Below are 12,919 nucleotides of genomic sequence, written 5' to 3' on the forward strand. Positions count from 1 at the left end.
TAAGAAATCCATCTGTTTTCAGCTTTTTGACAGGTTGACGAAGGTACTAAAATCCCTGTAATTTCGATGTATATTAACAAACAGAAAAGTGTTGAAAAGTAGAACTGACCGTTTGGCAGATACTCAGCAATTGCACGTTAATTGCAAACTGAAGAAATCAATCGCCAATTTTGTTTATAACTTGCATAAAATTGGGCGAACCAAAAATACACCTAACCGTTATACAAAGAAAACAAGTTTATGGAAGCTAAATTTTCTCCCCGTGTCAAGGATGTAATAACCTTCAGCCGTGAAGAAGCACTTCGGCTGGGTCATGATTATATCGGCACCGAACACCTTTTGCTTGGACTCATCCGCGAAGGGGAAGGCATGGCAATAAAAATCCTCAAATCACTTGGTATCAACCTGAATGAATTGAGAAAATCAGTCGAGAATTCTGTCAAAGGAAGTTCTGCCTCAATCAATAACCTGAGCAATATCCCACTGACCAAACAAGCTGAAAAAGCCTTGAAAATCACTTATCTTGAAGCTAAAGTGTTCAAAAGTGATGTCATTGGAACGGAGCATCTGTTGTTATCGATTCTGAAAGACGAAGACAATATTGCCACTCAGATTCTGAATCAGTATGGTATTAACTACGATATCGTGAAAGAAGAACTGGACATTATCAAATCAAATTTTAAATCAGAAGCACCTCAGAATCCGAATGAGGATGATCCTTACGCGAAGGATGATGAAGGCGGCAGTGGCGGCGGTATGAGCGGAAAGAAGTCTTCGGATTCTAAATCCAAAACCCCGGTATTGGATAACTTCGGAAGAGATCTTACCAAAGCGGCAGAAGAAGGTCGCCTCGACCCTATTGTTGGTCGTGAAAAGGAAATTGAGCGAGTTTCTCAGATCCTGTCACGTCGTAAAAAGAACAATCCTATCCTTATTGGTGAACCAGGAGTTGGTAAATCTGCCATCGCTGAAGGTCTTGCACTCCGTATCGTACAACGTAAAGTGTCAAGGGTTCTTTTCAATAAGCGAATTGTGACTCTTGATCTGGCTTCTCTCGTTGCCGGAACAAAATATCGTGGCCAGTTCGAGGAACGAATGAAAGCTGTGATGAATGAACTCGAAAAATCTCCGGATGTAATCCTGTTCATAGACGAAATTCATACCATCATCGGTGCCGGCGGTGCTTCCGGTTCTTTGGACGCTTCAAATATGTTCAAACCGGCTCTTGCTCGTGGTGAAATCCAATGTATCGGTGCCACTACACTTGATGAATATCGTCAGTATATCGAAAAAGACGGTGCACTTGATCGTCGATTCCAGCGCGTACTTGTAGAGCCTGCTTCTATTGATGAATCTCTCGAGATTCTGAACAATATTAAAGAGCGTTATGAAGAACACCACAATGTGAACTTCACTCCCGAAGCAATCAAGGCTTGTGTGACCCTCACTTCCCGTTACATCACGGACCGTTTCCTTCCGGATAAAGCGATTGACGCTTTGGATGAATCCGGCAGCCGTGTACATATTACCAACATCCACGTTCCAAAGACCATCCTGGACCTGGAAGGCAAAGTAGCGGATATTAAGAATGAAAAGAATCGCGTTGTACGTAGCCAGAAATATGAAGAAGCTGCAAAATTACGGGATACCGAAAAGCAATTGCTCGAGCAACTTGAGGTTGCAAAGAAGCAATGGGAAGAAGAAACCAAGAATCACCGTTATACTGTAACTGAACAGGATGTCGCTGAAGTGGTAGCTATGATGACCGGAATTCCGGTGACTCGTGTAGCACAAACCGAAAGCCACCGTCTGGTGAAGATGGCTGATGAATTGCGTGGTAAAGTAATCGGACAAGATGACGCAATTGCTAAAGTTGTAAAAGCCATTCAACGTAATCGAGCAGGATTGAAAGATCCGAATAAGCCAATTGGAACTTTCATCTTCCTTGGCCCTACCGGTGTTGGTAAGACTGAACTTGCAAAAGTAATCGCGAAATATTTGTTCGATTCAGAAGATGCGTTGATCCGCATCGATATGAGTGAATACATGGAGAAATTCGCTGTTTCCCGATTGATTGGAGCGCCTCCGGGATATGTGGGATATGAAGAAGGCGGACAATTGACTGAAAAAGTTCGTCGCAAACCCTACTCTGTAGTGTTGCTGGATGAAATTGAAAAAGCTCACCCGGATATCTTCAACCTCCTCCTCCAGGTATTGGATGAAGGTACATTAACAGATAGTCTGGGCCGCAAGGTAGATTTCAAAAACACCATCATGATCATGACGTCCAACATTGGCTCACGCCAATTGAAGGATTTCGGACAAGGTGTTGGCTTCCAGACTTCCGCTAAGACAACCCAGGCTGATGAGCATTCACGTGGCGTAATTGAAAATGCTTTGAAGAAAGCATTTGCTCCGGAATTCCTCAACCGTATTGACGACGTAGTAATGTTCAACTCTCTTAGCAAGGAAGACATTCACAAAATCATCGATGTTGAACTGGTTCACCTCTACAAACGTGTGATTGAACTGGGTTACAAACTTCAACTGACGGATGAAGCAAAGGATTTCATTTCTGAAAGAGGTTATGACGTGAATTATGGAGCTCGTCCATTGAAACGTGCAATCCAGAAATACCTTGAAGATCCGCTGGCTGAAGAAATCATCAAAGCGGAAATGACTGAAGGCGATATTCTTGAAGTGAATTTTGAAAAAGAAACTTCTACTCTCAAAATTCATGTGATTAAGGCAAATGTTCCTCCTCCTGCCAAAACAGGCACAGGTAGAAAGAAAAAGGATCAGGAATAATCTATCCTGAAATGCATAAAAAAAACGCGGGGTTCTCCCGCGTTTTTTTTTATTCCCTTATTCTGGAATTCTTGTTTAAGAATTTCCGAATTTCTCCATAACTTCAAAACTGATACCTGTTGTTGAGTAGCCACCATCATGATACAAATTTTGCATAGTTACCATTTTGGTGAGGTCTGAGAATAGCGAAACACAATAATCCGCGCAAGCATCAGCACTTGCATTTCCCAAAGGAGAAAGTTTGTCTGCAAAATTGTAAAAATCATCAAACCCCTTGATGCCGGAACCGGCAGTGGTTTTAGTTGGTGATTGTGAAATAGTATTCACGCGCACATTTCGCTTTTTTCCATAGTGATATCCAAAACTACGTGTGATGGATTCGAGCAATGCTTTGATATCCGCCATGTCGGTATAAAACGGATAGGTTCTTTGAGCAGCGATATAGGTGAGCGCCACAACACTACCCCAATCATTGATAGCATCGAGTTTCATCGCTACACTTAGCATCTTGTGTAAAGACAAAGCTGATACATCAATTCCCTTCATGTAGTATTCGTAATTACTTTCTACGTAGGGAATATTTTTACGAATATTGACAGACATTCCAATACTGTGCAACACAAAATCAATTTTTCCGCCTGTAATTTCCATCGACTTTGTGTACAGATTGGTCAGATCTTCAATGGAGGTTGCATCGGCAGGAATTATTTCTGATTGCGTTTCTTCCGCAAGCTTTTTGATCTCACCCATCCGCATGGCTATCGGGGCATTGGTGAGCACAATTTGTGCACCTTCCTGATGACAGCGTTGAGCGACTTTCCAGGCGATGGAGTTTGAATCAAGAGCTCCCGAAATGATTCCGCGTTTACCTTTTAACAGTTGATGTGACATAGTTTGGTTTTGAAAGAAAGCAAAGATAGATTTTGAATGGAATTCAATGGCCTGAAATTAGGAATTTTCCAATTAATAGCCAGAATACTTATTGTTTAGCTGGATGTCAATATCTGCCTGAAAATAAAACCCCTGCATAAATTACCGGAAATTTTTAATCAGCAGATTATTGAAGATCCCTTTAGTAGCATTTCTATTTAGAAGCCGATTTATCCGAGAATAGAATAAAAATGGAATCAAATCTTCAACAGTTCCTTCGCGTTTTCCATGGCTACAGCAGTTGGTTTGTCGCCACTCAACATCCGTGCTATTTCAACAACACGTTCATCATTTGTCAACTGACGGACATGAGTAAAGGTCTTTTTACCGGTAACATTTTTGTAAACGAAGAAGTGAGCCTCTCCCCTGCTGGCAATTTGTGGAAGATGTGTGATCGCGATGAGCTGGTGTTTTTTAGACATTTCCTGCATCACTTTCCCAATTTTAAAAGCAGTTTCTCCGGAAACTCCGGTATCAATTTCGTCAAAAACTATTGTAGGCAGTTCAATGAGTCTGGCAACTGCTGATTTGAGACAAAGCATCAATCGACTGAGTTCACCACCGGAAGCCACTTTGCTGATTTCGGAATAGGCAATGCCTTTGTTTGCGGAAAAAAGAAATCGAATCTGATCACATCCGTTTGGTCCCCATTCCCCTTCGGGATAAGCCGTATTTTCGATTTTGAGAATAGCATTGGGCATGCCAACTTCTGACAATAATTTTTTGATACTGGCTTCTACAGTCGGAATTGTTTTATTCCTGTTTGCTGTAATTTGGCCGGATAGATCGGTAAGTGCTTTTCGAATGTCATTCATGGCCGATTCACAACTTGCAATTTTATCATCGAGTGAATGGATTCCCTCTAATTTCTGGCCAAATTCTTCTTTCAATCTCAACAAATCCGCAATGCTGTTTACCCGGTGTTTTTGCTGGAGTTTATTTATTGTATTCAGTTGCTCGTTCACAATTTCCAGCCTGCCGGGATCAGATTGTATTTCTGAACCAATTGTCTCCAGTTCATTTTCCAGATCTTTCAGTTCAATCTGAACACTCTTAAATCGCTGTGCCAGATCGACAAGTCTGTTATTGTATTTTGACAGTTGCTGAACCTGACCAAACATTCCGGTGATTTGACTGAGCACATTGCTTTCTCCACTGGTGAGCAGAGTGAGCAAGTGTTCAAGTCCCTGCTGAATTTCACCGGCATGAGTTAGTGTTTTGTATTCATCTTCGAGTTTTTCAAGATCATAGGATTCCAAATGTGCCTCCTCAAGTTCCTTATACTGGAAATCGAAGTAATCCTGATCAGCTTTGGATCGTTGTTCCTCGGCCCGCAATTCTAGCAGTTCTTTTTCTAACCTTTTATAAGTTGAATAAGAATTAGCATAATTCAACAACAAATCTTTATGTCCGACAAATGCATCCAGCACTGACAACTGAAAATTACTCTTGTTGAGCAATAGTGTTTCATGCTGCGAATGGATATCTACCAACAGTCCGCCGAGTTCTTTTAATTGCTGCAAGTTTACCGGTGTGTCATTTATAAAAGCTCGTGATTTTCCTTCAGGACTGATTTCTCTACGGATCAGGATTCCGTGATCCAGATCGAGTTGCTCAGCTTGAAAGAAACGGAGAATGGCAGTATCGTTTTTATGAAAACTAAATTCACCTTCCACTATGCATTTTCTATTCTTATCAAGAAGCGCTGAAGAATCGGCTCTTTGACCAAGAATGAGAGATAATGCTCCGAGCAGAATGGATTTACCCGCACCGGTCTCACCGGTAATAATATTCAGTCCTTTGTTGAGATCCAGTTCCAATGAATCTATCAAGGCGTAATTCTGGACGATTAATCGTTGCAGCATGGCGTGAAGGTACAAAATCAGTTTTGTGTACAGAACCGCATATAATGAAAAAAGGCTCACCGTTTTGGTAAGCCTTTTTTAGTCTTCGTACAAGAGCCTTATTTTCCGCCTTTGTACATTTGTTGAAATTGTTCTTTAGTCATAACAGTATAGCCTTCAGGCAGCATGAATTTGGAGTCATCTACCTGCTGTTCTTCTACACTTTTCGCGGTCATTTTCATCGTCATACCATTCTGTTCAGTCTGAAATTCCAACATAAAGCCGTCTATCCCTTCAATTTCTGATTGAAATGAATTGCGGGCCATCAGTTCAGTGGTAAACCATGCATCAAAAGTCACTCCACCGTTCCTGCCGGTTGTAGTAACGACAGCTTTTTTGCAATTGTAACCGGCGATTACTTTGGTATCTGATTTTAACTCAACTGTTGGTTTATTATTTGAACTGCGTTCTGCTTCCGCATCCATTTTTGTCATCTTGACTGCAGATTTATTTCCGAGCATATCCATCAGGGTAATTGTTTCACCCAATTTATGATCCGAAATAATAGAGGTTGAACCAATACCCATCTGTATTTCTGAACGGCTCATATTGCCTTTAAAATAGAGCACAGATTCCGTGGGCATCATGGCAAGGGTTTGTTGATCTAATTGAGAATTCGGGTAAGAAATTTCAAATACGATTTTACCCTGACCAACCAATCTGCCGTTTTCCTGAGCCTGCGAAAAGTTAGATGTCGAGATCAAGAGAAATGCAAGCAAAGCGAATTGAGTAATTTTTTTCATGTTTTGGTTTTTAGGAAGATCCAATATATAGCAAATATATCCCTTTTTCATGTATGAAAAAAGTCAGTTCACGGAATTTTGGGATGAGAAATTAACATTATGGAAAAATAACGATTCTAATCCCAATTGCTCTCCGGAGTACAATAATTTCAGGAAAAAGTGGTTGAATAATCAGGGCTTCGTCTTGAAAACCTTGTTCATATCTTTTGAAAGGCGCACGGCTCTTGCGTTTTAAGACCTTCTAATTTTAAAAACTTAATAAAATCAGGTAGTTCATGGCGAACAGGCTAAAGAATGAGGCGACAGAAGAGGCCAGTCCGAAACGGGAAAGAGTCAAAAAGAGTACTAAAAACGCAGGATTTAGAGCGAGAATTCAGGCAATACGGAATTTTTTGGGTGATGAAAGAACCCATAAGATTTTTGGAATGACCCTGTTGTTACTTGCCTTTTTCATGGTGATCGCTTTTGTGTCCAACCTGTTCACATGGAAAGAGGATCAGGCAATTGCTGGTGTTAATTCGATCTGGGAACTTTTCACCCGTGGAGATATTTCTGTGGAAAACTGGTTGGGTAAGCTTGGCGCGGTAACTGCTTTGCAATTTCAAAATCACTGGTTTGGTATCTGTGCATTTTTTCTGCCCTTTCTGCTCACACTTGCCGGAGTAAAAATCCTTTGGGATGTTGCTTTGCTCCCGATTACCAAATCACTGAAATACTCTTTGTTCACAACCATCTGGCTCTCTACATTTTTTGGATATATCTTTCATAACAATCCGGATATGTTGATTCTTGCCGGTGGTTATGGATATCAAATGAGCCAGACATTGAATTCAATGGTCGGTTTCATTGGAACCGGCGCTATGCTTGTATTCACCTTTACTGGATTCCTTGTTGCTGCGTACAATATTTCATTCCGCAAAAAAGCAGAGACTGAAATGCCTGCTGAAGAAGGAAGTGTCGAAGAAGCTGTTGCCACCTCCCCCATGCCTGTCATGAATATTTTAAAAACAGAAGATTCTTCAAGAACCGTGGAACTGGATCTTGGAGTTGATGAAGAGGAGGACGAAGAAGAAGAGGATGAAGAAGAAACGACTGAGGAAAATGCTATTGATCTGTCCCTTGAGGATGAACAGGAAGAAGAAGTGATGGAAGAAGAGGAAGAAGATCCGGATCTTTCACTTGAAATAGCTTCCCTCCTCGCTACGGAAGATGAAGTGCCGATGGAAGTTGCCGCGGTTACTGAAGAAGCAGCAGTTCTTGATGATGATATTGAACTTCCACACGCGCAAGGAGATTATGATCCAACGCTTGACTTGTCTTCCTATAAGTTTCCTACCCTGGAATTGCTGGAGAATTATGGCGACAAGAAGATTGAAGTGAACAAGGAGGAACTGGAAGCAAATAAAAACCGGATTGTAGAAACACTCAGTCATTACAATATTTCCATCGAAAAAATTAAAGCAACAATTGGACCTACTGTAACATTGTTTGAAATAGTTCCACAAGCCGGTGTCAGGATTTCAAAGATTAAAAATCTGGAAGATGACATTGCTTTAAGTCTGTCTGCTTTAGGGATCCGGATTATTGCCCCAATCCCCGGAAAAGGAACAATTGGTATCGAAGTGCCTAATCAAAAGCCGGAAATGGTTCCGATGAAGTCGGTACTTGGCTCAGAGAAATTTTTCAATAGTGAGTTTGAATTGCCGATTGGTTTAGGTAAAACAATTTCCAATGAGGTGTTTGTTGCAGATCTTGCAAAGATGCCCCACTTGCTTATGGCCGGTGCAACCGGACAAGGAAAATCTGTTGGCTTGAATGCAATCCTTGTTTCATTACTGTATAAGAAACATCCTTCACAGGTAAAGTTTGTATTGGTGGATCCCAAGAAAGTGGAATTGACACTTTTTAAAACTATTGAAAGACATTTTCTCGCAAAACTGCCCGGTGAAGAGGAAGCAATTATTACGGATACCAAAAAGGTAGTGAATACACTCAATTCTTTGTGTATCGAAATGGACCAGCGTTATGAGTTATTGAAAGACGCCCAGGTGCGAAACATCAAAGAGTACAACACGAAATTTATTTCCAGGAAGTTAAATCCTGTGAATGGTCACAAATATCTTCCTTATATCATTTTGGTGGTGGATGAGTTTGCCGACCTTATCATGACTGCAGGAAAAGAGATCGAAACGCCAATCGCCCGTCTTGCTCAACTTGCCCGTGCAATTGGGATACATCTGATCATCGCGACACAAAGACCTTCCGTTAATATCATCACCGGAACAATCAAAGCCAACTTCCCTGCCCGGATTGCATTCCGTGTAACCTCTAAAATCGATTCCCGGACCATCCTGGATAGTGGTGGCGCTGATCAACTCATTGGACGCGGAGATATGTTATTCTCTACTGGCGCGGATCTTATTCGTCTGCAATGCGCATTTGTTGATACCCCGGAGGTGGACAGAATTACTGAATTTATTGGTGGTCAACGAGGGTATAGTGATGCTCACCTTTTGCCGGAATATGTCGATGAAACCAGCGAAGGAAGCAGGGAATTCAATCCTGATGACAGAGATCCATTATTTGAAGAAGCGGCGGCAATTATTGTTCAGCATCAACAAGGTTCAGCTTCCCTCCTGCAGCGGCGATTAAAACTTGGATACAACAGAGCAGGAAGAATTATCGATCAATTGGAAGCGGCTAAAATTATTGGTCCGTTTGAAGGTTCAAAAGCACGTGAAGTGCTAGTGAAGGACCCAATGAATCTTCAAAACATTTTGCAAGGCCTGAGACACAGGGAAAACTGATTTCCTTTGCTCAAAATGATGCAATTAGCTTTCATTTCGAGCTTACCACAGAGTCTGATTTTTCCTTATTCGAAAATTAGCCGGATTTGCTTTGGTCTGCTTTTTGCTTCCTGACGCGGAAACCTTAAATTTGTATCAGATTTCCTGAAAAAGCACCAAAAAATGAAAAAAAAGATAGTTTTTGCCTTATTTCTCTTGATCGGTTTGAGTTCAATGGCTCAAACAGCCCAGGTAGAACAGACCGATAAAAAGGCACAGGAAATCCTGAAAGGAGTCAGCACCAAATACAAATCATTTAAGTCGGTAAAGGCCACTTTTGTAATTTCTATTGAAAACACAAAAGACAAAAGCAAAGAGGAACAAAAAGGTACTATTTACCTGAAAGGCAATAAGTATAAACTTGAAATAGCAAGCCAGGATGTTATCAGTGACGGTAAAACACGCTGGACTTATGTGAAAGATGCCAACGAAGTTCAAATTGACAACCAGAAGACGGATGAGAATACAATCAGCCCGTCAAATATTTTTACGATGTATGAAAAAGGCTGGTTGTTCAAATTCATTGGAGAGCAGAAAGAAAAAGGAATGGTATATCAATTGGTTGAATTAGTACCGGTAGAACCAAAGAAGAAAAATATCTACAAGGTGAAACTGACCATCAACAAGAATGATAAATTCATCAGTACCGCGAAAATTTTTGACAAAAACGGAAGCATTCAGACTATTACAGTTGAAAAGCTTACTCCGGATGTAATTATAGATGATTCACCATTCACATTTACTGCCGGTAAGTATCCCGGAGCAGAAATTGTTGATCTGCGATAAACAAATTGAAAAGCACCTTTACAGGTGCTTTTTTTTTATTAGACATTCAGGATGGCTTGAAAGTTATGTACCTTTAGGAATATCAATCCCAGGATATCATGAATAAGTTATTCTTTCTGATTCTCTGTCTTGCTACTCTTGATGGATTCAGTCAACCAACCATTACATCAACCGATTTACCATTCGCAGGATTCTACTTTACAACAGGCACTGATTCAACCTATAATGCTGCGATTCCTGCCGGTGGTGCGAATCAAAACTGGAACTATAGTTCCCTCGTAAATTTATTAACCGATACAGCAGGCTTTATGCCGGCTACAGGAACACCGTATGCCGCTACTTTTAGTGGTTCAAATTTGTCTGGCTACGATAGAGAAACTAATTCATACTCTTATTTTACTGCCAATTCAACAGGTTTTTTCATTGATGGATTTGGTAGTTCCGGCGGAAATTTTGTGCTAAATCCCGGACAATGTTTTGTACCGGTTCCATTTACTTTTGGCAATACAAGTACCAATGTCGCACGCAATATCGTAGATACAATGTATACAGATACCAGCGGCACTACCTATACAGTAAGAAATATTATCAATATCACCTCCCATTTTAATGCGGATGGTTATGGTTCACTGACCTTGCCCAATGCCGTTTATCAAAATACTCTTCGTGTCAGGATTACTGAAACCAGATACGATTCATTGTATGCATTGGTAGGGCCTGTATATATTCTGATTCGTTCTTCAGCAACTCAATTCACTTATTTTCGCTGGTTTGAACATGGCGGTCAGGCTTCTTATTTGTTAGGAATTAAAGCAGACAGTCTTGGAAATAACGCATTGTCTTCCGAGTATTTGATGGCATCCGCTGTTTTGCAGGTTCCTAAAACGGAGAGTAACCATCAACTGACGATTTATCCAAATCCTGCTGTAGATCAGATCACATTGAATGGGGGTTCAAATTCTGAACCAGGGCTGATCAGTATTTATACTTCAAATGGTCAGCTGGTTTTTGAACAGACCTGGAACTCTGATGATGAATTGACTCTGGATTTGAAGTGTTTTGCCGGGGGATATTACATTCTCAATTTTAAAAGTAACATGAGTAACCGTACCATTCCATTTGTCGTCACCCAATACTAATAAATTTACCAACCATGTTTTCCTTCCGATCATTATTTGAAAATAAAACAGAAATGCTAAAAGTCCCTGTGGTGCTTTTGTTTATTTTTTATTTGGGTGGATTACAGACGATATCAGGCGCTGTGCCTGACAGTACTGTTACTAAGCAAGTTCAGGACTATCAGATTTCGTTACCAAGGCCTGCAAAAGAAATCAAAAGGATTTTGTACGATAAAAGTTTTCTTCCTGTTCAGGGAAAATTATCTGAGGATAAAAAATCAGTGATAATTAAGAACTATGAAAAAGGAAGCCGGGTCAGAATAAAAGTTGTTTACGAGGATGATACAGAGGAAGAAATTCTGAAAAGTCCCTGTTATATTGATCCGGTTGTACTTTGATTTTTGGGTTGGACTCTCGCCTCAAAGGGGTATTTTATTTTAAAGCTTGTAAATCATCCTCAACTTACAACTTCACCATACAAATCAAATTCCTGAGCGCTGGTGATTTTTACATTCGCGAAATCTCCGATTCGAATATAATGCTCAGCTGCATTTACAAGAATTTCATTGTCCACTTCCGGAGAATCGAATTCTGACCGACCCACAAAGTAATTTCCTTCTTTTCGATCAAATAAAACCCGGAAAGTAGAACCAATTTTCTGTTCATTGAGTTCACGGGAAATTACCTGTTGAATATCCATGATGCCTTCTGCCCTTTCTTTCTTCACTTCCGTCGGAACATCGTCATTCAATTCGAATGCATGTGTGTTTTCTTCGTGTGAATAAGTGAAAATCCCAAGTCTGTCAAATCTTGTTTTCTCAACCCAATCTCTCATTTCGGCGTAGTCCTCTTCCGTTTCGCCAGGGTACCCTGCTATCAGAGTTGTACGCAAAGCGATACCGGGAACTTTCTCCCGGATGGAGTCCACAAGCTGAATAGATTTATCCCGGGTAATACCTCTTCGCATGCTTTTGAGCATTCGGTCACTGATATGCTGCAATGGCATATCAAGATACTTGCAGATATTCTCACGTTCATTCATTACATCTAAAACATCCATCGGAAATCCGGAAGGATAGGCATAATGTAAACGCAACCATTCAATTCCACTCACATCGGACAGTTTCCTGAGCAAATCGGCCAGAGTACGTTTTCCGTGAATATCAAGACCATAAAAAGTAAGATCCTGTGCAATGAGGATCAATTCCTTTGTGCCTTTGGCGGCAAGCAATTTTGCCTGGGACACCAATTCATTTTCCGGAACAGAAAGATGTTTCCCGCGCATGAGTGGGATAGCACAAAATGAACATGGTCGGTCACAGCCTTCAGAAATCTTGAGATAAGCGTATTGCTGTGGTGTTGTAAGCATCCGCTCACCTACCAGTTCATGTTTGTAATCTGCGCCAAGTGATTTTAGAAGCTTAGGAAGATCACTTGTTCCAAAAAAATCATCGACCTGGCTAATTTCTTTTTCCAGTTCAGGTTTGTATCGTTCGCTCAGGCAACCGGTAACAATAAGCTTGTCAATTTTTCCATTCTGCTTGGCGTGCGCGAATTGAAGAATTGTGTCAATGCTCTCCTGTTTTGCATTGTCAATAAAGCCACAGGTATTGATGATGACTATGGAAGCATCATCATCAGTGGATTCGTGAGTAACATCGAATTTGTTAGCTTTCAACTGTCCCATCAGTACTTCAGAATCATAAATATTCTTGGAGCAACCGAGGGTGATGACGTTTACCTTATTTTTTTTTAGTGTTTTTGTTTTCATTCTAAAGATGCAT

At 40.7% G+C, this 12,919-nt stretch carries 9 protein-coding genes; 5 read left to right on the forward strand and 4 right to left on the reverse strand.

The window, feature by feature from the left end; translation table 11 throughout:
* The first annotated feature begins 240 nt into the window (after positions 1-240).
* Complete coding sequence (locus IPP86_13490; GenBank protein ID MBL0139523.1) at positions 241-2,808, forward strand: ATP-dependent Clp protease ATP-binding subunit; 2,568 nt, start codon at positions 241-243, stop codon at positions 2,806-2,808.
* A gap of 75 nt (positions 2,809-2,883) precedes the next feature.
* Here IPP86_13490 and IPP86_13495 read toward each other — a convergent pair whose 3' ends face one another.
* The 3 genes from IPP86_13495 to IPP86_13505 form a co-directional block, all read right to left on the reverse strand.
* Positions 2,884-3,699, reverse strand: coding sequence for an SDR family oxidoreductase (locus tag IPP86_13495; protein MBL0139524.1), 816 nt, complete (start codon positions 3,697-3,699; stop codon positions 2,884-2,886).
* A gap of 236 nt (positions 3,700-3,935) precedes the next feature.
* Positions 3,936-5,603 (reverse strand): DNA repair protein RecN, encoded by a 1,668-nt coding sequence (gene recN, locus IPP86_13500; GenBank protein ID MBL0139525.1) that lies wholly within the window; start codon positions 5,601-5,603, stop codon positions 3,936-3,938.
* A 98-nt stretch (positions 5,604-5,701) separates the two neighbouring features.
* Positions 5,702-6,385, reverse strand: a complete 684-nt coding sequence (locus tag IPP86_13505; GenBank protein ID MBL0139526.1) for a DUF4412 domain-containing protein — start codon at positions 6,383-6,385, stop codon at positions 5,702-5,704.
* Between the two features lie 275 nt (positions 6,386-6,660).
* Here IPP86_13505 and IPP86_13510 point away from each other — a divergent pair, with 275 nt between their 5' ends.
* The 4 genes from IPP86_13510 (at position 6,661) to IPP86_13525 (ending at position 11,533) form a co-directional block, all read left to right on the forward strand.
* Complete coding sequence (locus tag IPP86_13510; protein MBL0139527.1) at positions 6,661-9,192, forward strand: DNA translocase FtsK 4TM domain-containing protein; 2,532 nt, start codon at positions 6,661-6,663, stop codon at positions 9,190-9,192.
* 162 nt (positions 9,193-9,354) lie between these two features.
* Positions 9,355-10,017, forward strand: coding sequence for an outer membrane lipoprotein carrier protein LolA (locus tag IPP86_13515; protein MBL0139528.1), 663 nt, complete (start codon positions 9,355-9,357; stop codon positions 10,015-10,017).
* A 98-nt stretch (positions 10,018-10,115) separates the two neighbouring features.
* Positions 10,116-11,156, forward strand: a complete 1,041-nt coding sequence (locus IPP86_13520) for a T9SS type A sorting domain-containing protein (GenBank protein MBL0139529.1) — start codon at positions 10,116-10,118, stop codon at positions 11,154-11,156.
* A gap of 53 nt (positions 11,157-11,209) precedes the next feature.
* Positions 11,210-11,533 carry a hypothetical protein gene (locus tag IPP86_13525; GenBank protein MBL0139530.1) on the forward strand — a complete coding sequence of 108 codons (324 nt, stop codon included), beginning with the start codon at positions 11,210-11,212 and terminating at the stop codon, positions 11,531-11,533.
* A 59-nt stretch (positions 11,534-11,592) separates the two neighbouring features.
* On the opposite strand, the gene rimO is transcribed toward IPP86_13525, so the two are convergent.
* Positions 11,593-12,906, reverse strand: coding sequence for a 30S ribosomal protein S12 methylthiotransferase RimO (gene rimO / locus IPP86_13530; GenBank protein MBL0139531.1), 1,314 nt, complete (start codon positions 12,904-12,906; stop codon positions 11,593-11,595).
* Positions 12,907-12,919 lie beyond the last annotated feature (13 nt).

This window comes from Bacteroidota bacterium (assembly GCA_016720935.1).
Classification (GTDB): domain Bacteria; phylum Bacteroidota; class Bacteroidia; order AKYH767-A; family 2013-40CM-41-45; genus JADKJP01.